Source organism: Mesorhizobium sp. USDA 4775 (assembly GCF_054062655.1).
In genome coordinates, this window is the sequence record NZ_JBSSFM010000001.1 from 5,657,770 (window position 1) to 5,683,749 (window position 25,980).

Consider the following 25,980-nt stretch of genomic DNA (forward strand, 5'->3'; position numbering starts at 1 on the left):
GTGATCCGCCCTCGTGGACTCCGGTGCGTCTCGGTCGGGCACAAGAAGTGCCCGCAAAGTCAGCGTCCGGGAAAACTGATCCGCCGACCAACGGGTCGTCAGGCCCCGGCCCCACGCTTGATCCAGATACGCCTGACCGCGCGCTCGTCAGAGACGGGCTCGATAAGAATGGATGATATCCTGCTTGCCCGAACTTTGATCCTCGTCGGCGCATAGTGCCAAGTGCGGCATTGTTGGCCTTCTGATGAAACCTACCGCAAGCAACAGGACAGTGGGCAGAAAGATATCTGTCGAGTTTGTCCTGGCGACCCAGGTGATACAACCAATCGAGGTTCCGATGAACATCCTTATGGTTTTGACGTCGCACGACCGGCTTGGCGACACGGGAAAGAAAACCGGCTTCTGGCTTGAAGAGTTCGCCGCTCCATACTACGTCTTCAAGGACGTCGGCGCCAACATCACGCTCGCATCGCCAAACGGCGGACAGCCCCCGCTCGATCCCAAAAGCGATGACCCGGATGCGCAAACGGCGGCCACAGCCCGCTTCAAGCTCGATCAGGCGGCCCAGAACGCTCTGGCCAACACGGTCCGGCTGTCAACCGTCACCGCTGGCGACTACGACGCCGTCTTCTATCCCGGCGGCCACGGCCCGCTGTGGGATTTGGCCGAGGATCCAGACTCGATACGACTGGTCGAGGTCATGTTCGGCATTGGCAAGCCGGTCGCCGCCGTCTGCCACGCGCCAGGCGTCTTCCGTCATGCGCGAGGCCCTGATGGCTCCGCGCTCGTCAAGGGCAAGTCCGTGACGGGCTTCGCCAACACCGAGGAAAAAGCGGTTGGGCTGACGCACGTTGTGCCGTTCCTGGTGGAAGATTCGCTCAAGCAGAACGGCGGCGTCTATTCCAAGACGCATGACTGGCAGCCTTACGTCGTCGTCGACGGCAATCTGATCACCGGTCAGAACCCCGCTTCGTCGGAGGCTGGCGCGAAGGCCCTCCTCAACCGACTCACAGCGTATGACGAAGCGGCCAAGCCGCTCCCGTCGGCGCAGTAAAAACAAAACCCGATAGAAGGAACATCCTATGATCACTCTGAACGAAGCACGCTCAATCATTACCGCAGCGGAAGCGAAGGCCGGTGAGCTCGGCCAGCCCATGAACGTCGCAGTGGCCGACGGCGGTGGGCACCTGATAGCGCACGTTCGGATGGACGGAGCGTGGTTGGGGAGCGTCGATATATCGATCAAGAAGGCGTTCACGGCGCGCGCCTTCGACATTTCGACGCGCGATCTTGCGAAGCTCGCACAGAACGGGGGAGATTTCTTTGGAATAAATACCTCCAACGAGGGCCGCGTGATGATCTTCGCCGGCGGCATTCCTCTTTACCGGGAAGGCCGTGTATGTCGGCGCCATCGGGGTGAGCGGCGGCTCGGGTGCCCAGGATCAGGCGGTCGCCGAAGCGGGCGCCGCGTACTGCGCCGCACGCTAGGCTACTTGCGGGAGACTGAGCCCCCTGTCTGGCTCGTCGATCGCCTCGCCATACGTGCGGACTAGCCTGCCCGATAGGATCACATCGATTTGCTAGAGCTGGGAAGGAAGCCTTATGCCCTCGATCCTCCGGACGACGCGATTATCAACCGGCGACGAGGTCCCAATTCTCGGCCAGGGTACCTGGGGTATGGGCGAGAAGCCGAATCGTCGCGCCGACGAAGTGGCAGCGCTCAGACTTGGTCTCGAACTCGGCATGTCGCTCATCGACACAGCCGAGATGTATGGCGACGGCGGCGCGGAGGAAATTGTCGGCGAGGCCGTTGCCGGACGACGCGACGAAGTCTTTATCGTCAGCAAGGTTTTAGCAACACATGCCTCGCGCCTCGGCGTGGCGACCGCGTGCGCCAACAGCCTGAAGCGACTGCGCACGGACCGGATCGACCTGTACCTCCTGCATTGGCGTCTCGGCACTCCTCTTGCCGAGACCGTTGCGGCTTTCGAGTTGCTCAAAGCAGCGGGGAAGATCCGGCATTGGGGTGTCAGCAATTTTGATATAGCCGATATGATCGAATTGGCCGGCGTTGCTAAAGGGAACAGCGTGCAGACCAACCAGGTTCTCTACAACCTTATGAGGCGAGGCATCGAGTATGATCTTCTGCCCTGGTGTCGTCAGCACGGGATTTCGATCATGGCCTATTCGCCTGTGGAACATGGCGTCCTGGCTGAGGACGGGCGCCTCGCAAAGGTGGCCGAGCGGTACGGCGTGAGCCGGTCGCAGATCGCGCTTGCCTGGGTGCTGCGCCAAGAGGGCGTCATCGCCATTCCGAAAGCGAGAAAGCTGGAGCATGTACGGGAAAATCGTGCCGCGCTTGATATTCGACTCATACCCGCGGACCTGCAGGATCTTGATCATGCCTTCCCACCGCCGACAGTGAAGCGCACGCTCGAAATGCTTTAGAGCACGAGCTCGACCTTTTCGAGATTGCGAAAGGCACTCCGAATACCCCGACGAGGATTAACGTTCGGGCAAGCAGGATATCATCCATTCTTATCGCGCCCGTGTTTGACGAGCGCGCGGTCAGGCGTGTCGGGATCAAGCGTGGGCCGGGGCCTGACGACCCGTTGGTCGGCGGATCAGTTTTCCGGGGCGCGGCCTCAAGGGCGTCGAACTGGTCGTGTCCAACGATCACGCGGGCTTGGTCGAGGCGATCGGTGAGTGATCCCGGAAGCGGCCTGGCAGCGCTGCTACCTGCACTTCCTCAGGAACGCGCGATCACTTGCCCAGGATGCACGGCGACGACTGCCTGCAAGAACTGCGCTGGCGCTATCGGACAGCCTGGTCCGCAAAACTGACGGTCATCAACGCCGGGGGAGCGAAGCCTTCCTAACGTTTACCTAAGGCTGCCGGTCCTGACGCAGGACTTGGTCTTCGGCGACGAGCCCAGAAAGGGAGCGGTACGTGATGGGCCGAACGGAAGCAGCCGATTGAGCGGTCTGGCGCGCCTTCAGTCACATAAAGTCGACCATCCCATTGCCGTCGAACGTTGGCAATCAAAGTCCGAAAGGAGAGCACAATGACGATCTCATCGAGCGACAATACGAGAACCGAGGCGATGAACGACGTACTCGCCAGCAATTGGTGGGCTGTCGCATTGCGTGGTGTCGTCGCGATCATTTTTGGCATTGCTGCTTTCGCAATGCCCCTTGTCACAATGCTATCGCTGGTCGTGGTCTTTGCCGCCTTCAGTTTGATCGACGGCATCTTCGGGATCATCATGGCAGTGCGCGGAGCACGCAGAGGAGAGCATTGGGTTTGGCTGCTCCTCAACGGCATCCTTGGCATCGTTTCCTGCGCCGTCGCCGTCTTATGGCCGGGCATCACAGTGCTTGCCTTCGTCTTTCTTGTCGCGGCCTGGGCGCTTGTCTCAGGCATATTCATGCTGATCTCTGCGTTCCGGCTCAAGATCGACCATGGCCGCATCTGGCTGGCGATCGCCGGCGTCGCAAGCATACTTCTCGGAATAGTACTCACAATCTCGCCGTTTGTCGGTGCGCTGGTCCTCACCTTCTGGGTCGGAGCTCACGCTCTGGTTCTGGGCGTGACGCTGCTGATGCTGGCCTACAAATTGCGTTCGCAACGCACCTCCCGCCCTAGCAATCTGGCTGCCGCCAACGCCGCTTAGATCAATCCTCGAAGGAGCGAACCCATGCCATCAATCCTCGCACCTGCAACGAAGGCACCAGACTTCAATCTTCATGTGACGCCCGGCCAGACCCTATCGCTGTCAGAATTTGCGGGCAGGCGCGTGATCCTGGCGTTCTATCCGGCCGACTGGAGCCCAGTCTGCGGCGATCAGATGACGCTCTACAACCACGTGCTTTCAGAATTCCGCAAAAGGGGTGCCGAGTTAGTGGGAATCTCCGTGGACGGAGCATGGTGCCACCAAGCCTTTGCAAGAGACCGAAACATCCATTTTCCTTTGCTGGCGGATTTCCATCCCAAGGGAGAAATCTCACGCGCCTATGGAGTCTATCGCGACGAGGTCGGTGAGAGCGCCCGCGCACTTTTTATCGTCGACGAAAAGGGCGCCATCGCCTGGAGTTATCTCTCGCCGATCGCAGTCAATCCCGGGGCTGACGGCATTTTGGACGCCCTGGATCAAATGCCAAGTCTGGAGAAGAAAAATGTCGACCCTAAGAGCGCCCGTCAATCAGCGTGACCACGCGCGCGGCGCGCAGAATGCCATCGTTACCCTTGTGGAATATGGCGACTATCAATGCCCTCATTGCGCTGCCGCCAATCCGGTGATGCATTTCCTGGAGGGCCGGTACGGCCAGGCGCTGCGCATTGTCTTCCGGCACTTTCCCCTGGCGGAAATTCATCCTGTCGCTCCGATCGCGGCGGAAGCCGCGGAATATGCCGCCGATCATGGTCTGTTCTGGGAAATGCACGACGCCATTTTTGCAAACCAGCATCAGCTCAGCGTCCGGTTCCTGTTCACCTTGGCCGGGTCCCTGAAACTGCCGCAAATGGGGCTTCGAGATTCGATTGCACGGTCGCTCCACCGCGACAAAATACAGGCCGACTTTATCGGCGGCGTCCGCAGCGGCGTCAACGGGACCCCGACCTTCTTTGTCAACGGGTTGCGCTACAATGGCGGCTACAGCGCACCAGAACTCTCGGCATCGATCCAGACTGTGATGGATGCTCTTGCCCCGGTGCGTTGATCGGAAACATATGGCGCGAAACTGATGGGCGTCAACGCGCCGAGACCAACGGCAATCGACGATCACGGAGCTTGCGAGGCCGAGCAACCCAAATCATCTGCGAAGATTCCAACAGGAGACCACAATGACAAAGTTTGCGCTGTACGTTCCGATTGTAGCCAAGCCCGGCAAGGAGGAAGAGGTTGCGAACTTCCTGCGATCGGCGGTTCCGCTGGTCAACGCCGAACCAGGAACCATCTCATGGTATGCCATCCAGGGAGGACCCGCCTCTTTCGCGATATTCGATACATTCGACGACGAAGCTGGACGTGACGCACATCTCAACGGAAAGGTTGCAGCCGCATTGATGGAGAAGATCAAGGCAGGCGACATGTTCGCAGAGCCACCCGAAATTCATAAATTGGTTATCATCGCTGACAAGCCGGCGAAGTGAAGACCCTGCGGCCACTCCCCCTGCTGCCTTGACCAGCAAGGATGGCGCGAAACTTATAGGCGTCAACGCGCCAAGGCCAACGGCAATCGACGATCACGGAGCCTGCGAGGCTGAGGCGGGGGGCATCGTCCCATCGACCGCCAGCGTCGCCTTCCCAAGTCCAGAGGATTCGTCATGAACCAGAAAGCACTTCCGACAAATATTGCGGCCTTCGCCTCATGCTGGCACTCGGCGCGAGCACGCTCCTCACCACCGCCATCTTCCTGCCTTCAGCAACACGGCCGGCTCTCTCGCAGAATGTCGTTGTCTTGGACGTCGATGTAAAGGCAGTGGCGAAAGGCTACCGGGCCTCCGAACTTGTCGGCGCCAAGGTCCAAAACCAGAAAGGCGAGAAGATCGGCAAGATCGACGATCTTCTCGTCGACCGCGAGAAGGTCTTGTTCGCGATCGTCCAGGTCGGCGGCTTTCTCGGTCTCGGGGGCTACCTCGTCGCCATTCCTTACAACGCCTTGGACATTAGCGCTGATGGCTCGAAGATCGAGCTCGCCCAAGGCAGCAAGGACGAATTGCAGAAAATGCCGGAGTTCAAATATCAACAGAAATGATTGCCGAAATGCTCCTCGTCCACGCCCCGCTGTCGGCGGGGCGTGCGTTTGTTCGGACAGAAGTCTTTCGAAGAATGCTGAGACCAGTACCGGCATGAGCCTGCTGTCGCCAGTTTTGCAGACTGACGGTTGTCAAGGCCCGCAGCGTTGCTCCGGCTAGAGTTGCAATCGTGCCGCGCACTGCAGACCCGGCCAGGTGAAACCACCGGTTTGTTCCCTCCCCACCTGGCCGGCTCCTGTAAGAGGCGATGACCAGCCTGCGATTCGCGGCTTATTACGGCTACAAAAGCCGCATCAACCTGCAGCCGCTGCCGTCATCGCGACTACACTAGCGCGCGTTCGGTAACGACGATGCCTGAGGATCTTCCCGGCGTATGTGGATTGTCAGTGCAGATACTTCCGGTCGGCCCCCGACTGGACGACGAGGGATCTGTAAAGCAAAGCAAAGCCTTGCATTACAAGCAAATAATCCTGATGCCGCGAAGCGAAGCCATGCGCCATCTGCATGAGCTCCGGATTGGTGCGTTCCAGATCTTCAATGGCTTGCAGTGTAAACCGTTCGGAGCCCTCTTCGTCGATTTCGCGCACGAGCGAAGCGCGCGTTTTCGCCGTCACGCGGGGCAATGGATGCATGATTTGCTTCTGGTTTGTGTCGGACGACGCCGAAACCATGAGCTGATAGAACATGCCAAAGCCAACCATGACTTTCGGGCCGTTGTCGACATCGGCAGCGCACTTGCGCGCCATGTCCAGGAGCTCCGGGTTTTCGCGCGTCAGGCACTCGGTGATTTCTGCCAGGCATGCCTCCGGCCCGAGATCATCAAATTGCCTTGATACAAACTCTCGGGTCCATTCGGTCACGCGAGGAAGAGAGCTCATCGGCAGCGTTTCCTTCTGGGACGATTTGGTTTTGAACGGAAACATAGGTGGTGCTGGGTGCAAAAGCAAAATTAAGGATTTGTAACAGGAAAGACCCCGAAGGCGGTCCCGACAACACGCCCGGGACTTTGAGAACGGAAATTGACCACCGTCAACGCGGTGCCGGCGGCACGATGTAAACAGAGTGCTCTAAGAAGAACTCCCGTCCTGGGATTTTCTCCCCAAGGAGCAAGGCATGAGCATCAAAAGCATCGTCACGTTAGCATCCTCGCGCTCGGTCTCAGCATGAAAGCCGCATCAAGGAGTTCGGCGTTGACATCAGCGGCGCCGGGACCAGCCAAGAAGAGAGCAACGTTGCGAGAGAACCGCGTCCGCAGCACGCCAATGACGCCTTTTGCTTCCACCGCGCAGCCTCCGGGGCGACGCAGGCGACGCCGCGGCCGTTGGACTTTGCAGGCGGTGTCTTTGCCTTTCGCGGTCTTCGCCAGATCGGCATATCGGATGAACGTCCAGGAAAGAGGTGTCCCATGACCGCATATAAGGTTGGCTACTTTATAGGAAGCCTGGCTTCGGCCTCCATCAATCGCAAGCTAGCCCGGGCACTGGTGGCTCTCGCTCCGCCGGAACTCGAAATGGAGGAAATTTCCTTCAGGGACCTACCGCTTTACAGCTACGACTACGACGCCAATTTTCCCCCACCTGCCAAAGCCTTCAAGCATGCCATCGCAGCGGTCGACGCGGTGCTGTTCGTGACACCGGAGTACAACCGTTCAATCCCTGGCGGTCTGAAAAACGCCATCGACTGGGCAAGTCGTCCCTACGGGACAAACTCGTTCGCGCGCAAACCATCAGCAGTAATCGGGACGTCGCCGGGCGCGATCGGCACTGCAGTGGCCCAGCAAAGCCTGCGCAGCGTACTTAGCTTCTGCAATTCACCGCAGATGAATGCACCGGAAGCCTACATCCAGTTCAAGCCTGGCCTCATCACCGATGAAGGCGAAGTTACTGACGAGACGACGGCCGATTTCCTTCGCAGCTACATGGCGGAATTCCAGGCATTTATCACTCGCGTCTACACGGTATTGCCAAGGCCAAGGCTGAACTCTTGATGGAATTGCCACCGAGGCGACGATGTCGTCCTGGTGGACGAATGCGCAAATGAGATCGAAGCGTCGTCTCCGTAGTGCGCCTGTCAATCAGTAAACTCCAACAGGCGGGAAACGGGGCGTACGCACGGAAGGTCGGTCGTGTCACCTGAATGGGTTTCCGCTTGGGCCAATCTAATGACCGGCATGGCGGCCCTTCTGGCTGGCTGGGCCGGGATGCGCGGGCTCAATGCATGGCGGGCCGAAACGGTCGGCAGGCGGAAGGCCGAACTTGCAGAAGAGGTTTTGGCTGGGTTTTATCGGACCAGGGATATTTTGACATGGGCGCGGTTTCCCGCCTCGGATGCCGATCAAGGTGAAACTGTTCGGCCCGAAATCGGCCAGGACGATGATGGGCCCGAAAAGAGCGAGATCATCGCCCCCGTGGACCGCTTGACAAAGGAAAGCCAGGTGTTCTCCGAGCTCCGCGCGAGCCGTTACCGCTTCATGGCTTACTTTGGGGAAGAGGCTGCACGCCCGTTCGATGAGATAAAGGCAATTCACAACGAAATTGTCGATTCAGCCCGCAATTTGGTCCGGACCCACGGCGATGAGTCAGCCGGACGAGAACAGGAACGCGATCAATGGGAGGCCTCGATCGGTTGGGGGGGAACGGAGGGAGACGCTCTGAGGAAGCGGCTTGACCTTGCAGTAAAGGCAGTCGAGCAGACCTGCCGCCCCCTAATCGAGGAACGGCACAAGGCCCGCCGCGACAGTATCTTCTGATGATTTTGATTGCGCCATGGGGTCCGGTCATGACTGAATATAACGAAACCACGAATCCGATCCTGACTGGCTTCAAGGGTCAGTGCCCCAGATGTCAGCAGGGACACCTGTTCGCAGGCTACCTGAAACTTGCTCCAAGTTGTGATGTCTGTGGACTGGATTTTTCTTTCGCCGATCCCGCTGACGGGCCTGCATTCTTCTCAATGTCGATTGTTGCGTTCCCAGCCCTTGCGTTTGCTCTTTGGTTGCAGTTGCGGTTTGAGCCACCTTTCTGGATTCACATTCTCACAAGCGAGCTATGGCGGAAAATGGGTGATGACGGTTTGAGAAGGGCGGCGTATCGAGGCGGGTGATTGAAGCCTGCCAGAACCTCTCAAGGAGAGCGATACGCCATGAACGAGACTATCAACATTGTTCGCCTTCGTCAGCCCGACGAGATCGATGATCCCCTGACGGATGTGCTCCGCACCGGCGCGCGCAAATTGCTGGCGCAGGCGATCGAGATGGAGGCCGAAGCGTTTCTTGCCGAGATGCGGGATCTGAAGCTGCCGGACGGACGTGAGCGGCTGGTCCGGCACGGTCGCGGCCCGGAGCGGAGCATCCAGACGGGGATCGGGCCGGTGCCCGTCAGCCGGGTGAAGGTCCGGGACCGCGGCGCGACCGGCGAAGCGGACCGGGTCCGGTTTTCCTCATCGATCCTACCCAAATGGGCGCGTCGGACGCGAAGTCTGGACGCGCTGCTTCCCGTTCTTTACCTGCGCGGCGTTTCGACGGGCGACTTTCAGGAAGCTCTGGCAGCCCTGCTCGGCAAGGAGGCAGCGAACCTCTCACCCTCGGTGATCACGCGGCTGACGGCAGAGTGGACCACCGAATACGAGCGTTGGCAAAAGCGCGATCTTTCGGCGCGCCATTATGTCTATGTGTGGGCGGACGGGATCTATCTCCAGGCGCGCATGGAAGACCATGCCGAATGCATGCTGGTGCTGATCGGCGCCACGCCTGAGGGCAAAAAAGAACTCGTCGGCTTCCAGACAGGGATTCGTGAGAGTGCGCAGAGCTGGCGCGAGCTGCTGGTCGACGTGAAGCGTCGTGGCCTGCAAATCGCGCCCGATCTTGCCGTCGGCGACGGCGCGCTTGGCTTCTGGAGCGCGCTCGATGAGGTCCTTCCCGGCACCAAGCACCAGCGGTGCTGGGTGCACAAGACAGCCAACGTGCTCAACAAGGTGCCGAACTCAATGCAGGCCGGCATGAAGACAGATCTGCGCGAAATCTTTTCCGCCCCGAACCGAGCCTCAGCCGAGACGGCGATTGCCGTCTTTGTCGAGAAATATGATGCGAAATACGGCAAGGCGGTCGACTGCCTGACCAAAGATCAGAATGCCTTGCTGGCGTTCTACGATTTCCCCGCCGAACATTGGGATCATCTGCGGACATCGAATCCCATCGAGAGCGTTTTTGCCACCGTTCGCCATCGCACGGTGCGCACGAAAGGCTCCCTATCATCGAAGACCGCAAGGCTGATGGTCTTCAAACTGGTCATGGCCGCCGCCAGGACATGGCGACGATTGAAAGGACAAAATCAGTTGCCGAAACTCATCGCAGGTGCCAGATTCCAAGATGGAATCGAGGTCATCGAATTGAAGCCGCAGAGCGCCGCTTGATCAGCCTCGTCACCCAAATTCCAGCATAGCTCCTCACAAGCCTGCCTCTGACCATCGGGGCATGCATAGTGTTGCTCCGACCTCTTAAAGGATGGCTCGTCTGTTCTCAGTATTTCCATAAGGCAGCGGAAGGTTCGATCGATCGAGATTGGCATGCCGCTGAAGCCGAGCGCCAAAAGCAAGAACCGCATGAATAACGAGATCAGCATCGGTTCATTTCTATACCTAACGCTCGCGTCGGATAGGCGCTGCCGCTCTGGCGCTGACATCAGTCGTTGGTTGCGCTCATGCCGGGCTATCTGCGATGCCAACTGCACGGGTAACTCGCTTCCGTCTCTTTGAGACCCATTGCCAGATCGTATTGCCAGTCGAAGAAACGAACGTGCGTTACCTGGCCTTGATGCGTAAGGCCGCGACAAGTCCGACCATCACCTTGTTGAAGGCGAAGAGACGGGCGGAAGCTCGGTGGCGGACGGGGCGTGAACGGCGGCGCCCTTCGCTATGCTGGCGAGATAGGTATGCAGCTGGGCCACCACTTCGGCTCCTTCGCCGATCGCAGCGCCGACGCGTTTGACAGAACCGGAGCGCACGTCCCCGACCGCAAAGACGCCAGGGATGCTGGATTGCAGTGACAGCGGTTCTGCCCCGTCGATGGCGGTGCGTGTCGCCTGCACGCTCGCACCCGTCTGCACGAAGCCTTTGGCGTCGAGAGAAACGCAGCCGTGCAGCCACCCAGACTCCGGCTCGGCTCCGATGAACAAAAACAGATGCCGAGTCGACCTGTCCGTTTCCTCGCCTGAAACCCGGTTGCGCCACCGGATGCGCTGAAGCTGTCCTTGCGGTGAGCCGGACAGCGCAACCACCTCCGTATTGGTCACCACTTCGATGGTGCTGGTCGCATAGATCCGGTCAATGAGATATTGTGACATGCTTTCGGACAGGCTTGGCCCACGCACGACCAGCGAGATCTTGGCGGCGTAGTCTCGCAAGAACACGGCAGCCTGTCCCGCGGAGTTGCCGCCTCCGACAAGGACGATTTCCTCGCGCTGGCAAAGCCGCGCCTCGATGGGCGAGGCCCAATACCACACGCCTCGCCCTTCGAACTCGCTAAGATTGGGGACGTCAAGCCGACGGTAGCGTGCGCCGGACGCAATGACAACGGACGAAACCTTGGTGCGATCTCCGTCAGCGAGTTCCAGCATCAGCGGATTTTGACCGCAGTCCAGGCGCGCGATGCCGGACGGAATCGCCATTTCTGCGCCGAATTTCTGCGCCTGCACATAGGCACGCCCGGTGAGGTCGCGGCCAGATATGCCAGTTGGGAATCCGAGGTAGTTCTCGATCCGCGCGCTCGCGCCGGCCTGTCCTCCGAACGCGTGTGCGTCGAAGACCACGATCGAAAGCCCCTCGGACGCCGCATAGACCGCGGTGGCAAGACCCGCGGGGCCGGCCCCCACGATGGCGACATCGTACGTCCGATCTCGACCGTCCCTCCGCACCATCCCAAGGGCGCGTGCCAGGTCTGACTCACTGGGATTCTTCAAAATGGTGCCCTTGGGACACACCGCCAGGGGAAGGTCGCTCGCATCCGGCGCATATTTGTTGACGAGATCCGCGGCATCGCGATCACTCGCAGGATCGAGCACCTCAAATGGATAGGCGTTCCGGGCGAGGAAGCCTTGCAGCCGCACGACATCGGGAGCGTCCTCGGGTCCGATAAGCACCGGTCCGCCGGCGCCCGCTTCAATCAGGGAGATGCGTCGCAGAATCAACGCGCGCATGATGCGGTCGCCAATCTCGGGCTCCGCGATCATGACCCTGCGCAGGTCCTCAGCCCGAATGAGAATGGCCTCGATATCGTCGACCGCGTGAACGTCGACCAGCGCCGGCCGACCGGAAAGCTGTTCCACTTCGGCGACGAAATCGCCTGCAGTCACTTCCACGATCGGAGTGAGATGTCCCAGCGGGTCGCGCCGCGTGACCTGGGCGCGACCGCTCTTGAGCACAAACATACCAGGCGCGATCTCTCCCGTCACGAATAGCGGCTGGCCCTTGCTGTAACGCTGGCGGTGGCCGAAGCGACAAAGCCGATCGATTTCCGCCGCCGAGAATTTCGGAAACATCCTCTCATTGCTCGGATCGATCTTCGGCATCAGATATCCTCACGGGTTCTTCTCACGGCCTCGATCGCGCGACCTCTGTGCGACAAGCATTTCGCGAACTTGTCTGCCGTGAGAGCGCCTTGTCGCGAGCATAGTGGAAGCCCACCATTAAGCGCCCGCTGAGCCTTGTCATTGACGACCGTCAACTCGGCAATTACGCAGATCGCCAACGTCGAGCCTCTGGTATGTGTCGTGCACGCCGTCCGTGTGCTGCTCATGTTGACAGCCGAGCGCTTGAGCGGATCCCCGCGATTCTACCGAAGTGCTTCAAGGCGATTGGGCGCGAGCCGAGCCCTGAACCGCGACAGATATGGCGCCGTGCGGCTTATGGACGATCCCGCGACCTCGGCTGGCCTGCCGAACGCGACCACACGACCGCCTTCGTCACCTGCCCCAGGGCCAATGTCCATGACCCAGTCGCTGCCGGCGGCGACACGCATGTCGTGCTCCACCACGATGACGGTATTGCCGGATTCGACAAGCCCATCGAGTTGCGCGATGAGCCTCTCGACGTCAGCCGGGTGTAGTCCCGTAGTGGGCTCGTCAAGGATGTAGAGCGTATCGCCGCGCTGCGGCCGCTGGAGCTCGGAGGCAAGCTTGATCCGCTGGGCCTCACCGCCGGAAAGCTCCGTCGCCGGCTGGCCAAGCCGCAGATAGCCGAGGCCCACCTGCCGCAGCACATCGAGGGATCGGCGCACCTTCGGCTCCTCGGTAAAAAAGGCGAAGGCGTCATCGACCGTCATTCCCAGGACCGCGGCGATGTTCTTGTTGCGGTATTCTATCTCCAGGGTTTGCGGATTGAAGCGCGCGCCATGACAACTTGGACATGGCGCATAGACGCTGGGCAGGAACAGCAGTTCGACGCAAACAAAGCCTTCGCCTTCGCAGGTCGCGCAGCGGCCCTTGGCAACATTGAAGGAAAAGCGCCCAGCGTCATAGTGGCGGGCGCGCGCCGACTTTGTGGCCGCGAAAATTTTGCGAACGTGGTCGAACAGCCCCGTATACGTGGCGAGATTGGACCGTGGTGTGCGTCCGATCGCTTTCTGGTCTACGACCACCAGGCGCTTGACGTCCTGCGCCCCGCCCGCGATCCGACCGCCCCGTGTCGTCACTACGGTCCGCTCGAGTTCGTCGCCCTCATCATCGATCGAGGGGATGGGATGGCCGAGCTGCTTTGCAATCAATTCCACCAGGACCTGGCTCACCAAGCTCGACTTGCCCGAACCGGAAACGCCAGTCACGGTTGTAAATCCTCCCAGCGGAAAATCGACATCAAGCCCATGGATGTTATTCCGGCTGACCCCGCGCAGCCGCAACCAGCCCTTGGGCGGGCGCGGCGTTCGATCTGACACGATCGTATCGCCGAACAGGTACCGGCGGGTCTGCGATTGCTCTGCCTGCTCGAACCCTTGCAGCGGACCGCTGTAGAGCACATGGCCGCCTAGATCGCCGGCACCTGGGCCGACGTCGACGATCCAATCCGCATGGCGGATCACATCGATATCGTGTTCGACGACAAACAGCGAATTGCCTGAGAGTTTCAATCGGTCGAGCGCCGTCAACAGCGCCTCCGTATCCGCAGGATGAAGTCCGGCGGAGGGCTCATCTAGCACATAGACGACGCCGAACAGATTGGAACGCACTTGGGTTGCAAGTCGCAGGCGCTGAAGTTCCCCCGGTGACAGCGTCGGGGTGCTTCGCTCCAGTGAAAGATAGCCAAGCCCGAGGTCGAGCAGAACCTTCAGCCGGCCGCTGAGGTCCTCGGCGATCCGCTGCACTACCAACGCCTTCTCCGGATGCCGCGTCTTAAGCTTGGTCAAGGTGGCAGCGGTGGCTTCCGCATAGGGGCGCAAGAGATCAGCGAGTCTTGCCAGCGGGATCCTCGATATATCGGCAATATCGAAACCGGCGAACTTGACGGACAGCGCTTCGCGGCGAAGCCGCTTGCCGTCACAGAGCGGGCACTCGGTGCTCACCATGTAGCGTGCCACCCGCTTCTTGATCGACGCGCTTTCAGTGGTGGCAAAGGTGTTCAGCACATATCGCCTGGCGCTGGAGAAATTGCCGCGGTAACTCGGCTCCTCCTTGCGCCTGATCGCGCGTCGCGCCTCGTCCCGGTCATACCCGATATAGACCGGGACCACCGGCTGCTCGTCGGTGTACAGGATCCAGTCGCGGGCTTCTTTCGGCAGCTCTCGCCAGGGGCGATCGACGTCGTAGCCTAGACTAGTCAGCATGTCGCGCAGGTTGCCGCCATGCCAGGCAGGCGGCCAGGCGGCAATGGCGCGCTCGCGAATGCTTTTGGAATCATCCGGCACCATCGAGCGTTCGGTCGCCTCGTAGACCCGACCGAGCCCATGGCATTGGGGACAGGCTCCCGCCGGCGTGTTGGGCGAGAAAGCCTCGGCATCGAGATGCGCTTGGTGCCGTGGATAGTCGCCGGCGCGCGAGTACACCATCCGCAGGAGGTTGGACAGTGTCGTCACGCTACCGACGGAAGAGCGCGTGGAAGGCGAGCCGCGTTGCTGCTGCAAGGCCACGGCCGGCGGCAGACCGTCGATTTCGTCCACCTCGGGAACCGCCATCTGATGAAACAAACGCCGCGCATAGGGAGACACCGATTCGAGGTAACGCCGCTGCGCCTCCGCGTAGAGCGTGCCGAAGGCCAGCGACGACTTTCCCGAACCGGACACACCGGTAAACACCACAAGGGCATCGCGGGGAATGACGAGATCGATGTTCTTCAAATTATGCTCGCGCGCTCCACGCATGCGAACGAAGCCTTGCGGACGCTCTTCTGCCGCTGCTTGAAATGGAGGCTTGTTGATTTCCAGCATGTGCTTAGACCGGCCAGGTAGAACCCATTGCGGCAGAGCGCCGTCGCGACCACAATGATCGCTATCGATTTGTCCAGCGATCCACCCAGCGCCGGGATCGTACGGGCTGCCCTGTGCCAGCTCACGGCCGGGCAGGCAGAAACATTGGGGGCGATGCGATCCGCATCAATTGATGCCCGTCAATTTGCTGTTAGGTTAGAGCGTCGCCAAAGGCCCACCTTGGCAAAAATTCATCTGAGCCCGCTCGCGTGACCGCCGCTACCTTTCTCTGGAACGCGCCCCGACACCTTCAGCCTGCAGACAGATTCTGATGTCGCGCCGGCATTTAATGGGCTTGGAGCTTCGAAGGGCTATCCCATATAGGATCGCCTCGGTTCGGTTCGCGACTGCACCTCGCGGATGAAGTCCTGCGGGCGCGTAAAGAAGCTATTCTCGACCAGAACGCCCCCGATGATGACCATCGGATGCGTGCGAAGAATATCGATGGCATGCGGCGCCGTGAGCAGATTGGCGTCGAAGGTGCAAATTACCGGGTCGTCGTAGTTCGGCAGCACGCTATTGAGTCGCATCTCGTATTCAACCCATTCATTGCTGCTCTTCCAGTCGTCTACGGCCGCTTCGGCGTGCGCGATCATCCGCGTCAAAGGGAAGCCGAGCTCGGAGCCGGCCTTCAAGCCCTCTTGGATGAGGACGAGCATCGCGTCCTTGTTGAAGCGTCCGGTCTCGAGATAGGTGTCCTCCGGTAACGCGACTTCGAGTTGGCGGCTTTTCATCGCCTTCTCGACGTCGATGCCGGCGTTGCGCAACCGCTGGAAGTGATCCTCCTTGTGCCTATCAGGGAGGACATGATAGGCGCGCTGGCCGCAGTTGATGCCGTCGCAGATGAACGGCAGCAACGTGTCGTACTCCTCCGCCGCCGAATTGAAGAATGCGCAGACATGCCTGTGCTCACGCAACATGGATCCGCCAAAAGGAATAGGCTGGGTCGTTGATTTCATGTCAGTCCCCAGATCCGATCTTCTCTGCTTTCGTTATCTCAGGCGATTGTCCGCTCATTTCTTTTAGGAGTCCATTCGTCATTCAGCGCAAAAGGCCCTCGATTGCGTTCCGGTGTTGCAGCCATAGTCAGTCTCGCGGTTGAGAGTCCTTTGGGAATTGCCTGCCGTGAAAGCGCCGGCTCGACACCAGGCCCTCTCGTTGCTCCAGGCTGTCCGCGATCTGGGCGGCGAGCCTGTCCAGCGGAGCATGATCGAACTCGCGCTTTGTCTGCGGTTTGCGAAAGTGCGTTGTTAACACTCCCCAGAGGCGGCCGTGGCTGCTGATCAGCGGCGTCGACTGTGCCGCCGCAATGCCGCCGGCACGCAACATATCGAGCTCGCGCGTGCCCACAAAGAGGTAGCTCGTCGTCACATCTTCGACGAACACACGCATGCGCCGCGTCAGCGCGACAGCACAAGTGGTGTTGGTATCGCGACGCACGGTGCCGAAAAAGCTCAGGGCTTCGCTTGAGAACCCGCGGCTGGCAACAATTGTCAGGCAGTCGGTTCTTGCGTCGAAGCGCTGCAGCGTGCCCATGTCCGCGCCGATCATGTCGATCGCGATATCGAGAGCCTGCAGCAGGCCCGCGCCGACATCCGGGGAATCTCTTAGCCCCAGCAGGATAGCGTCGATTTGTTGCCCAGTTGTGGCGTCGAGCGGTTCTGTGAGTTTTGCCATCGATGTGCCCCAGCGCGCCGTAACACGCCAAAATTGTCGCGGCCGAGCGATAGCTGAAATTATATTGGGAGATTGCTGGCGGGCGGATTACGGAATTTTACGCAATCGACTTTTTCGTCACGCCAGCCGGCAACACGTGACTGCAGTGAATGCATTTGCGCGACGTGGCTGTGCCCCCTGCAAGGAGCACTCGCTGGCAACTAAAGACATCTGATAAGCCATTAGCCCGTGCCGGATATGGTTCCTGGGCGCCAGATCGGATTGATCGGATCGGAAATCCGATCTTGGACGGCATTATCGCTGCCCCGAAATCGAGGGTTCCAAACGTTTGAATCAATCCGCTAGGCAATTGGCATAGGTAGTGTATGGTTTTGCTCGGGATGCGGCTGCTACGTGGTCGCAAACGGTCGTCGCCGCGCGGCAACTGCGAAGATGAGCCGCTGCTTCGGCGTTGAGGACAAGCGCTGAAGATCCGATGTACGTTATGTATTGGATCAGGCGACATGCCTTGGGTCGACGAGCTTTCTGAGCCGCAAGAGCTCAGGCACTGCATCCGCGATCTTGTCGCGCTTTCGACGCTGCCAGCAATCTGGAAAGACTACAATTTGTGGCAAATCGCCGACAGTGTGGCGGCAGGATTGATTTCGATGCTCAATGCAGACGTCATTTACGTGTCTGCACCGAGGGTGCCAGACGAAGCTGCGGTCGACGTGATGCGCACGAGCCAGGCGGTATCCGCTGGATCCCCTGGTCGCATCGAACGCATCATTCGTGCTGCGTGGCTCGATAGCCGCGAGCAGACATTCGCGATCGACAACCCGTTTGGGAAGGGAGCGTTACAGATCGCTGCCGTACCAATGGGCTTTGGCGGCGACGCCGGAATTATCGCAGGTTCCGTCAACCCGAAATTTCCAAGCGAGACGCATCGACTGGTTCTTGGAATTGCGGCGAGCCACGCAACGCTCGCCATGCAACGCTGGCACGCGGAGGCCCAGCACCGGCGTCTGGTGAGCCTGATAGAGCGCTCGTCCGAGCTCGTTGGTTTCGCCCGATTAGACGGCACGCCGCAATATCTCAACAAGGCTGGCTGCGAGCTACTAGGGCTTTCCGGCATTGAGGAGGTGGAGCGGCTTAACATCGTCGATTTCCTGGCTCCCGATGAGCGGACCCGGGCGCATCGCGAGTTGATCCCACTGGTAATGGGGACCGGACGCTGGCTCGGCGAGCTCAATCTGCGACACTTCAAAACTGGAGAAGACATTCCGTTCCTCGTCGATTGGTTCCGCATCGACGATTTGCGCACGGGTCGCCCTATGAACATGGCGACCGTCAGCCGCGATCTGAGGGGGCAGAAACAACTTGAAGAGAGCCTTCGACGCCTCAACGAATCGCTGGAGCAGCGGGTGGCAGAACGCACATCGGAATTGGCGGACGCGCTCCAGCGGCTGACGCTCGAAGCCGAGGAGCGCATGCAAGCGGATGTCCGATCGCAAGAGCTGCAACTCGAGCTGCTTCATGCGTCGCGGCTGAGCGCAGCGGGTCAGATGGCTGGCGCGTTGGCGCATGAATTGAACCAACCGCTGACCGCGTTCACGAATTCGGTCAACGCTGGGCGCCTGATGATCGCAAGCGGCGCGCATAGCGTCGACACCGTACGCGATGTTCTCGACGAAGCCGCCGACCAGGCGCTCCGCGCCGGCGAGATCATTCGGCGTCTGCGACAGTTCGTTTTGCGTGGCGAGACGGAAATGCGGATCGAAAAACTGCCCGACTTGATCCGCGAGGCCAGTGCTCTTGCCTCCGCGGGAACCGGAGCGCACGGCGTGCGGGTCCGGCTGAGCTTCGATCCGCGCGCCGAAGCGGTGTTTGGGAACCGAATTCAACTGCATCAGGTCTTGCTCAACCTGATACGCAATGCGCATGAGGCGATGGCAGAGACTGAGCGGCGTGAGTTGTACGTGGCCACCGCGCGGCTCGATGAAGAGTTGATTGAGATCGCTGTAGCAGATCGTGGTTCGGGCCTGCCGGACGATATGGCCGACCACCTCTTCGAGCCATTTCACACCACAAAAAGCAATGGCATGGGATTAGGCCTCTCGATCTGCCGCTCGATTGTGGAGGCCCACGGCGGCAAGCTGCGATATGAGCCAAATTGCGGCGGTGGAGCAATCTTTCGCGTGACGCTGCCTGTCCCGTTGGAGCGATGAGCGAAGATGGGCGCCGACCGATGCATTTATATTGTTGATGACGACCAAGCGATCCGCCGGTCGTTGGAGCGGCTACTGGACGCGATCGGTTTCAATGTGGTGTCGTATGCCTCGCCGAAGGCATTCCTCGGCGTCGCGGGCGACTTGGCCGCGGGCTGCGTTCTGCTGGATCTTCGCATGCCGGAGATGGACGGCTTTGAGGTTCAGGCTCGCCTTCAGCTGAAAAACCCGGACTTGCCGGTTATTGTGATAACGGCTCAAGGCGACGTACAGACCGCGGTCCGAGCGATGAAGGCAGGAGCTGTGGACTTCATTGAAAAGCCATATAGCCACGACGCCTTGGTAGCGGCGATTGAGTCCGCGCTGAAGACCGGCACGGCGAAGGGTCGAACCGATGAAATTGCTGGTGCGAAAGCGCTGATCGATACGCTCAGTCCACGCGAGCGCCAGGTTCTCGAGGCGCTGGTAGCCGGGCAGCCAAACAAGATCATTGCCTTCGATCTCGGTATCAGTGTGCGCACTGTCGAGGTTCATCGCTCGCGTATGATGGACCGCCTAGGCGTGCACCAGCTGGGCCAAGCGGTCAGGCTTTCTGTTCTCGCGAGCCTCGCAGAGGCTAGGTGAGCGGGTTCTTGCTGGAGGTGTCTGCTCCAGTACATCGTCACGCTCGATTTGGATGACGTAAGTTCCGGGAAACCGGCGCTCACGACTTCAACCGAGACGGCCAGATGGTCCGCAAAGCGAAAGGCAATAAATACGAGAGAGTTGGCGTTTGGGCGTGCCGGTCCGCCCGGCCATATTTGCCACGCACCTCCCCGAGCCAAGGTCTCGGCGCATGCGGGTGACCTAAGCTCGGCGGGTACCTGGCGCGTTGCTTCAGCGATGGCCCAATTGCATCGCTTCCATCGGGCATTGATGCAACTTGCACGGAATGTCGAACCTTTCGTTAAGCCATGGCGCTCACTGTCCATTCTGTCTGCGAGCAGCGATGAGTATCACGATGGATCACCTCCGGGCCGTTTCTCACAATCAGCTTTCGGCTGTCTTTGAAGACTTGGCCGACCACGCGTTGGTCGGCATGACGATCGTGCTCGACACCCGGTTTCTCTATGCCAACCAGAAATGCTGCGAGCTGTTCGGCTACTTAGAAGAAGAATTCATCCAGCTCTCCCCCTTCGACCTCGTCGTCGATACCGATAGGGAGATGGTTCGGAACCGGATGAACGAGCGCCTCAGCCGCGAGACAACTACCTCGGAATATTCGTTTCGCGGCGTTCGGAAAGACGGCTCGATCATCGATCTGGAGGTGCGGGGATCGACAATCGCCATCGACGGCCGGCCGGCCCTCGCCACTTCTTTTGTCGAGATGACCGACACACGCCGGGCGATCCAGGAGCGTGAACACCAGCGGACGATGGCCGCCCACATCGCCCGTGAACGAGACACCGCCCAGCGATATCTCGATGTAGCTGGGGTAATGATGATGGTCTTCGCGGCCGACGAGACGATTTCGCTCGTCAACCGGCAGGGGTGCGAGGTGCTCGGCTATCGAGCCGCCAACGAACTCCTCGGCCGGAACTGGATCGACGTGTTCATTCCCGCGCCGAAGCGATTAGGTATGCGAGCCGCATTCCATTCGTTTCTCGACGGCACCACGCCGGCTGTCGAGCATTTCCAGAATGAGATCGTTACCCAGAGCGGGGAAGAACGGATCATCAGCTGGCACAACCAGCTCCTTATCGATGAAAGCGGCAAGGCCACTGGTATCCTCAGCTCCGGCGAAGACATCACCGAACGGTGCCGGGCCGAGGAGTCGCTTCGGATCAGCGAGTTGCGCTTCCGCCAGATCGCAGAGAACCTTAGCGAGGTCTTCTGGATCACGAATGCGGACAAGACGAAGGTCGAATATATCAGCCCCGCCTATGAGACCGTTTGGGGGCGGACCGTTGAGGAGGTCTACGAGCGGCCAGTCGCGTACCTCGAAGCGATCGTGCCCGAGGACCGCGAGGCAACGGAAAGGCGGGTTAAGCAGCAGGCCGAGGTCGGCTACGATGTAGAATACAGGATCACACGGCCTGACGGCGCGACTCGCTGGATTCACGACCGAAGCGTTGCGATCAGGGACGAAGCAGACTGCGTCTACCGACTGATCGGCGTCGCCGAGGACATCACGGAGCGAAAAGCTGCCGAGAACCGCCTTTTCGAACTCGCCCATTTCGACCAGCTCACCGGCATCACCAATCGGCTGTATTTCGGCGAGATCGTCGATGCGGCGATCAGACGGAAGGCGGCTGGTGCGGTGATCCTTCTCGACCTTGACGGGTTTAAGAAGGTGAATGATTCCGCCGGCCACGCGGTCGGCGACCTGCTGCTCCGCGCGACGGCGAAAAGGCTGGCAGAGGTGGCCCCTCCAGACGCGACCGTCTCTCGTTGGGGTGGTGACGAGTTTGCTGTCTTCGTACCTGAGGGATCGACGACGGGTTCGCTCGCTGAGTTCATCGGCCGCATCCGGGAAGTGTGCGCAGAGCCTTTTCTTCTGCCGCGGCGAAAGGTGTTCCTGACCGCAAGCATCGGTATCGCCCGGTCCCCGGACCACGGAAGTTCAGCCGCCGAGCTAATGGCCCACGCCGATCTCGCGATGTATCGGGCGAAGGCGGAGCAGCCGGGAACGGAAAGATTCTTTACCCCCGGAATGAAAGAAGAAGTTCAGCGGGAGATCGACCTCGAGGCCGAGCTACGCCGAGCCTTTGCCAACGCCGAGTTCGAGCTGCACTACCAGCCACAGGTCGACCTCGCCACCGGCTGCCTGGTCGGTGCCGAGGCACTCCTGCGCTGGCGGCATCCAGAAAGGGGACTTCTGCAGCCGGCGGAATTTCTCTCGGTGCTGAAGCCGAGTCCGGTGGCGGCGGCGGTCGGTGATTGGACGATCGCCACCGCGTCAGCAGTTGCGTCGCGGCTCCATCGCGCCGGTCGCCCCCTGCGGATCGGCGTCAATCTATTCTCGGCCCAGATGAAGGCCGGAGGATTGACAGAGACGATCGCGAGGCAGCTCCAGGAAAACGAGCTGCCTCCAGAACTGCTGGAGATCGAGATAACCGAGAAGATAATCCTCAACCAAGACCCGTCGACGCTCGTGACGCTAACTAACATTCGTGAACTCGGCGTCGGCATGGCCTTCGACGACTATGGCACCGGCTATGCCTCGCTTAGCATGCTCACCGAGTACCCCCTTACGCGCCTCAAGATCGATCGCGCCTTTGTCGACCGAATGGCAACCAGCGTCGGCGACGCAGCCATCGTCAAGGCAATCGTTGGCCTCGGTCTGGGCTTTGGGCTCAAACTTGTCGCCGAGGGAATTGAGTGCGAAGAGCAGGCAGCGACCCTTCGTCTTCTCGGCTGTCACGAAGGCCAAGGCTACCTGTTTGGCCGGGCTATGCCCACCAACGAACTTCTGATGGCGGTTGAGCGGGCGGCGGGCTGCACCCCATCACCAGGGTTTGTACCGGCGGCATAGGAACGGTTGCTGCGCAACGGCCACGCCAGAGGGCATTATCGGCGGCCGGAACGACCGTCCAACGGATCGCGCTCGCCCGGTAGCATGGCGGGATCCTGTTGCTTCTTGTTCCCTCGGCTCAGGAGGCTGAAAGCCAACGCGAAGGCGTACAAAAACAAGAAGCCCGCCCGACACAGGAGTTCCTGCCCAATGGCCGGCGGCAACTCGGTCCGGTATTGGCGCAACCCTGACCTGCGCCCGGCCGACGACGTCCGCTTCTGGTATGTGGGGAAAGCTGATCGCAATGGCCATATGAGGCGCATTCCAGACAGGCAGCTTGCGGTCGGAGGCCGCCCTGCTAATTCTCGACGCTCTTAATTCCTGAGGCCACTGCCACGTTGTCGGATGATTGAGTGACGCTGTTGAATAGCGTGCACGACGTTTCCTTGCTACGGAAATTGAACCCCATACACGACTTTTCATTCGCGCATTGCAAGATGCAGTCTGGATACCTTAGTTGTCCTGTCCAATAGGATGCGCCAGAAACCTCGGTGTTCTTTGCGAATACCAGATTCGAGTAGTGCAGATTACCTTCGACAACCTTCTTCGCCGCCATCACAGATTCTTCGCTCTTCACAAGGACGGAAGCGTCACCTTTCATGAAGCAGGCCTGGTATTTGGTGTTGTATGTAACCGCCAAGCACGTAAAATCGTGATCGCAAGCGCTCTGGCACTGCTCGGCAGTGACGCCTCGGATAGGCATGTTGGGTAGGTCGTTTCCAATCGCGTCCCAGCCCGATACGACGACAAAGCCGGTGTCAGGATCGGTGGCTGTTGACAAGACCGGAGGCTGCGGAGGCACGCCACCCACCTGTCGACGAGGATCGGTGGCAAAATCCGCGGCTACAAAAGTACGACCATCGAGCCACGCACAATTCGTTGCCAGCTGAATTGCCGTAGCATCTGTTAGACCGACCTGTGCCAAAGTCTCGGGCGCAGATATGGGTGAGACAGGCTGCGTTTCTGGACCCAGCCTGTTTACCAGTTGAACGTTTACGTCGACGCCATTGACTATCCGACGCGAGTAACACCACGCAGTGTCCCAGGAGCTGTCTTTCTCGTCCTTGAAGTGATGGCCTGAAATCAACTCCCATTTGTCTCCCTGGAAGTCGATCGTCTTGGTGGCGAACTTCGTGAAGTCCACGGTGACGACATCAGGTTCCTTTGGAGGCGTTGGCGGCGTCGGCACCTGTGTGGGCCGTGGAGTAGGCAGTGGGATGTAAGGCTTATCTGCTTTGGTTTCGGCGGGCTTTGCGGGCACTTCAACGCGCGGAGTGTTCGGTTCTGGGATTGTGGGGACCTTCTGCCAAAGTCCAAGCTTCAAGCCCAAGCCGATCCCAATTGCTGCTACGGCAATTGCACCTCCGGTCGCAATCCGACGTAATGCAGCCGCTTTGGAGATTTTCTCCTGAGCTGCGGCCTCGGCCTGTAGTGTCGGTATGGCAGACCGCTTTACGATGAGGCCGACCGCCTGCTCGAGAAGAGCAGTGTTATGCCGGACGAGCATTGCCCTGCCCCTTCATCGACAACTTCACCAGATCGGCAACATCTGGCGGCAGCTCCTGATTCAGAGCCGTTCGAAGCACCTCCGGATCATCGGTAAACAGCGGAACGTAGAGGATCTCCTTGATGACCCTTTCAATCTCGACGGGGACCTCGACGCGCTTCTCGACTTCCTTTTCGACAATCTTTTCGACCGGCACCTCGATCGTCCGAATGCGGCGCCACCGCCATCTCAAGAGCATGTGGCGAATGAGCGAAGACAAGCGGCTTCGGGACTGGACTTCGCCGCGAGCGGCTATTCGCTGAAGAGCGAGTGCCACCATCGCCGTGATTGGCCCAGCGAGTGCGGCGATCACGGCTAGCGAACTAAACCAAATGACTGAGATCACACCTGCCTGTTCAGGAGTTACCTGCTCTGGCTTTGCACCGTACCATCTCGCAGCTATCCTTCGGACCTGGTCGGTGCGCGCCATTGGAATCCGCTCCTTCTCCAGGGCCGCGAGTTCCTTGGCTATTTGATCCTGCCTAACCTGATTTTGCGCGGCCACGGTCGCTTTGTTGGCTTCAGCGCCCTGGGCCTCGGCCAGCCTCTTGCCCGCCTCTTCAAGTCGTCTCTGCCAACTCGCGGCGTCTGCATCGCGTATCTGCTCGAGATTCGATCGCCGATCTGTAAGCTTTTGCCGCTGGTCGGCCGTCATCGGCGGACTGCTCGCGCGTAGCCGATCAAAATCCGATCGAAGTGACGCTATTTCCTGATCCAGCGGATCTATTTGACCGTCGAACTTGGCGCCGATTTTGGACCTTGGATTTGCCAGCTTGGCGACCTCATCCTCCAACTTCCGGGCTGAATCGCTGTCGCCTGAGTCTCGCGCCATCTTGATGCGCTGGACGAAGCTGTCGCGCTGGCGCTCAAATTGGTCGACGGCGTCTTTGATCTCAGCATCACGCTGCTCAATCAGCGACGATCGAACCGTATTCTTTTCCTCGATCTGGTCTCGAACACGAGATGCCTCTGGAGTAAGAGCTGTTGCCCCCTGCAATTCAGCGTCAACCTCCGCAATTTGTGCCTGGAAGCCAGCACGGGACTTTTCGGCAAGGGCGGTCATCTCCTCAAATTCGGCGCGAGCCTGGTCAACCTGATCAGCTTTCCTACCGAGTTCATCTACCGAGGCAAGTTTCGATGCCTCCTGTTCGAGCGCGTCAATCTTGTTCACCAAATCTTCGTAGCGAAGCTGACGAAGGGCGCCTGCACGCTCCATTCCCATAAAAACGGTCTCGAACGTGATGCCCGCGAGGATCAACAGAAAGACGAGCACTATGGGCTTCCACACCCAAGATACGCTGAAAAGCAGCGTGGCAATTGGGATTTTGGTAAGTTCGGCAATGGCGACCATCAAAAATGGTGCACTTGCCAGCGTCAGATCCATCGCAGTGACGGACTCGCTCGCCGCGAAAGCTTGATAGCCAAGAGCCACGCCAGTCGTTAGACCGATAGTCGCCGCTGCGAGCTCAAGCGCCCACGCCCCCCTATAGGTCCACTGCCCATAGGTCGCGAGCTTTTGGCTCATCGTTGTTTGCATATTACGCCCCCGATCCGGCAAACCCACACGCACGGACCTGACGGCATTACACAGAAAAGTAACTATGTTCGCAACTGTTCTGAATCGGTAATCGGCAAATATCGCGAGTCGTAGTTAAGGCAGGGGCGATTTGCGCAACGACTATACCAAGATCTGAGATCTGAAGCCCTTCTTCCTCCCCCAGATTGTCACGGCTTTTTCGATGCTACTGAATCAACAGCATCCGCACACACCTGACACGCCTACCTGCGCTTG

At 59.6% G+C, this 25,980-nt stretch carries 22 protein-coding genes and 2 pseudogenes; 17 read left to right on the plus strand and 7 right to left on the minus strand.

Annotated elements, in window-relative coordinates; all coding sequences use genetic code 11:
• Positions 1 to 337 precede the first annotated feature (337 nt).
• From ACVILI_RS27760 to ACVILI_RS27800, 9 genes and pseudogenes are all read left to right on the plus strand, one after another.
• Positions 338 to 1,054 (plus strand): type 1 glutamine amidotransferase domain-containing protein, encoded by a 717-nt coding sequence (locus tag ACVILI_RS27760; protein ID WP_240565189.1) that lies wholly within the window; start codon positions 338 to 340, stop codon positions 1,052 to 1,054.
• A gap of 28 nt (positions 1,055 to 1,082) precedes the next feature.
• Entirely contained in the window at positions 1,083 to 1,553 is a 471-nt protein-coding gene (locus ACVILI_RS27765) for a GlcG/HbpS family heme-binding protein (protein WP_457102668.1), read from the plus strand.
• Between the two features lie 49 nt (positions 1,554 to 1,602).
• Complete coding sequence (locus tag ACVILI_RS27770) at positions 1,603 to 2,448, plus strand: aldo/keto reductase (protein ID WP_240565190.1); 846 nt, start codon at positions 1,603 to 1,605, stop codon at positions 2,446 to 2,448.
• A gap of 175 nt (positions 2,449 to 2,623) precedes the next feature.
• Positions 2,624 to 2,818: pseudogene (locus ACVILI_RS27775) on the plus strand (transposase); the annotation flags it as partial.
• Between the two features lie 246 nt (positions 2,819 to 3,064).
• A complete protein-coding gene (locus tag ACVILI_RS27780; protein WP_457102669.1) occupies positions 3,065 to 3,673 on the plus strand; it encodes an HdeD family acid-resistance protein in 609 nt (202 codons plus the stop codon).
• Between the two features lie 24 nt (positions 3,674 to 3,697).
• Entirely contained in the window at positions 3,698 to 4,210 is a 513-nt protein-coding gene (locus ACVILI_RS27785; protein ID WP_240565192.1) for a redoxin domain-containing protein, read from the plus strand.
• Positions 4,176 to 4,718: a DsbA family protein gene (locus tag ACVILI_RS27790; protein ID WP_202358436.1), complete on the plus strand. Its 543-nt coding sequence runs from the start codon at positions 4,176 to 4,178 to the stop codon at positions 4,716 to 4,718. The genes ACVILI_RS27785 and ACVILI_RS27790 overlap by 35 nt, the downstream gene beginning before the upstream one ends.
• A 124-nt stretch (positions 4,719 to 4,842) precedes the next feature.
• Entirely contained in the window at positions 4,843 to 5,151 is a 309-nt protein-coding gene (locus ACVILI_RS27795) for a putative quinol monooxygenase (protein WP_202358435.1), read from the plus strand.
• A gap of 218 nt (positions 5,152 to 5,369) precedes the next feature.
• A complete protein-coding gene (locus tag ACVILI_RS27800) occupies positions 5,370 to 5,756 on the plus strand; it encodes a PRC-barrel domain-containing protein (RefSeq protein WP_240565193.1) in 387 nt (128 codons plus the stop codon).
• Positions 5,757 to 6,140: 384 nt separating this feature from the next.
• Here ACVILI_RS27800 and ACVILI_RS27805 read toward each other — a convergent pair whose 3' ends face one another.
• Entirely contained in the window at positions 6,141 to 6,635 is a 495-nt protein-coding gene (locus tag ACVILI_RS27805) for a hypothetical protein (RefSeq protein WP_240565194.1), read from the minus strand.
• A 527-nt stretch (positions 6,636 to 7,162) separates the two neighbouring features.
• Here ACVILI_RS27805 and ACVILI_RS27810 point away from each other — a divergent pair.
• The 5 genes and pseudogenes from ACVILI_RS27810 to ACVILI_RS27830 form a co-directional block, all read left to right on the plus strand.
• Positions 7,163 to 7,744 (plus strand): NADPH-dependent FMN reductase, encoded by a 582-nt coding sequence (locus ACVILI_RS27810; RefSeq protein WP_240565195.1) that lies wholly within the window; start codon positions 7,163 to 7,165, stop codon positions 7,742 to 7,744.
• A gap of 174 nt (positions 7,745 to 7,918) precedes the next feature.
• Positions 7,919 to 8,506, plus strand: a complete 588-nt coding sequence (locus tag ACVILI_RS27815) for a hypothetical protein (RefSeq protein WP_240565196.1) — start codon at positions 7,919 to 7,921, stop codon at positions 8,504 to 8,506.
• A gap of 29 nt (positions 8,507 to 8,535) precedes the next feature.
• Positions 8,536 to 8,859: a DUF983 domain-containing protein gene (locus ACVILI_RS27820; RefSeq protein ID WP_457102670.1), complete on the plus strand. Its 324-nt coding sequence runs from the start codon at positions 8,536 to 8,538 to the stop codon at positions 8,857 to 8,859.
• A gap of 39 nt (positions 8,860 to 8,898) precedes the next feature.
• A complete protein-coding gene (locus ACVILI_RS27825) occupies positions 8,899 to 10,167 on the plus strand; it encodes an IS256 family transposase (protein ID WP_457102671.1) in 1,269 nt (422 codons plus the stop codon).
• A 29-nt stretch (positions 10,168 to 10,196) separates the two neighbouring features.
• Positions 10,197 to 10,364 (plus strand): annotated as a pseudogene (locus tag ACVILI_RS27830) (DUF983 domain-containing protein); the annotation flags it as partial.
• A gap of 231 nt (positions 10,365 to 10,595) precedes the next feature.
• Here ACVILI_RS27830 and ACVILI_RS27835 read toward each other — a convergent pair.
• The 4 genes from ACVILI_RS27835 to ACVILI_RS27850 all read right to left on the minus strand — a co-directional run bounded on the left by ACVILI_RS27835 (position 10,596) and on the right by ACVILI_RS27850 (position 16,882).
• Positions 10,596 to 12,320: an FAD-dependent oxidoreductase gene (locus ACVILI_RS27835; RefSeq protein ID WP_240565198.1), complete on the minus strand. Its 1,725-nt coding sequence runs from the start codon at positions 12,318 to 12,320 to the stop codon at positions 10,596 to 10,598.
• 263 nt (positions 12,321 to 12,583) lie between these two features.
• A complete protein-coding gene (locus tag ACVILI_RS27840; protein ID WP_240565199.1) occupies positions 12,584 to 15,166 on the minus strand; it encodes an excinuclease ABC subunit UvrA in 2,583 nt (860 codons plus the stop codon).
• A 350-nt stretch (positions 15,167 to 15,516) separates the two neighbouring features.
• Positions 15,517 to 16,164: an MEDS domain-containing protein gene (locus tag ACVILI_RS27845; RefSeq protein WP_038655054.1), complete on the minus strand. Its 648-nt coding sequence runs from the start codon at positions 16,162 to 16,164 to the stop codon at positions 15,517 to 15,519.
• A gap of 127 nt (positions 16,165 to 16,291) precedes the next feature.
• Positions 16,292 to 16,882 (minus strand): GAF domain-containing protein, encoded by a 591-nt coding sequence (locus ACVILI_RS27850; RefSeq protein ID WP_038655051.1) that lies wholly within the window; start codon positions 16,880 to 16,882, stop codon positions 16,292 to 16,294.
• Between the two features lie 503 nt (positions 16,883 to 17,385).
• On the opposite strand from ACVILI_RS27850, the gene ACVILI_RS27855 reads away from it, so the two are divergent.
• The 3 genes from ACVILI_RS27855 (at position 17,386) to ACVILI_RS27865 (ending at position 22,603) form a co-directional block, all read left to right on the plus strand.
• Positions 17,386 to 19,089: a sensor histidine kinase gene (locus ACVILI_RS27855; protein WP_051726998.1), complete on the plus strand. Its 1,704-nt coding sequence runs from the start codon at positions 17,386 to 17,388 to the stop codon at positions 19,087 to 19,089.
• A 6-nt stretch (positions 19,090 to 19,095) separates the two neighbouring features.
• Positions 19,096 to 19,713, plus strand: a complete 618-nt coding sequence (locus tag ACVILI_RS27860; protein WP_202358423.1) for a response regulator transcription factor — start codon at positions 19,096 to 19,098, stop codon at positions 19,711 to 19,713.
• A gap of 364 nt (positions 19,714 to 20,077) precedes the next feature.
• A complete protein-coding gene (locus ACVILI_RS27865) occupies positions 20,078 to 22,603 on the plus strand; it encodes an EAL domain-containing protein (RefSeq protein ID WP_441936382.1) in 2,526 nt (841 codons plus the stop codon).
• 337 nt (positions 22,604 to 22,940) lie between these two features.
• Here the strand turns inward: ACVILI_RS27865 and ACVILI_RS27870 are convergent, their stop codons facing one another.
• On the minus strand, positions 22,941 to 24,149 hold the full coding sequence (locus ACVILI_RS27870; RefSeq protein WP_038648774.1) for a PAN domain-containing protein: 1,209 nt from the start codon (positions 24,147 to 24,149) through the stop codon (positions 22,941 to 22,943).
• Positions 24,133 to 25,713 (minus strand): hypothetical protein, encoded by a 1,581-nt coding sequence (locus tag ACVILI_RS27875; protein ID WP_148307417.1) that lies wholly within the window; start codon positions 25,711 to 25,713, stop codon positions 24,133 to 24,135. Before ACVILI_RS27875 ends, ACVILI_RS27870 begins: the two co-directional genes overlap by 17 nt.
• Positions 25,714 to 25,980: the final 267 nt, after the last annotated feature.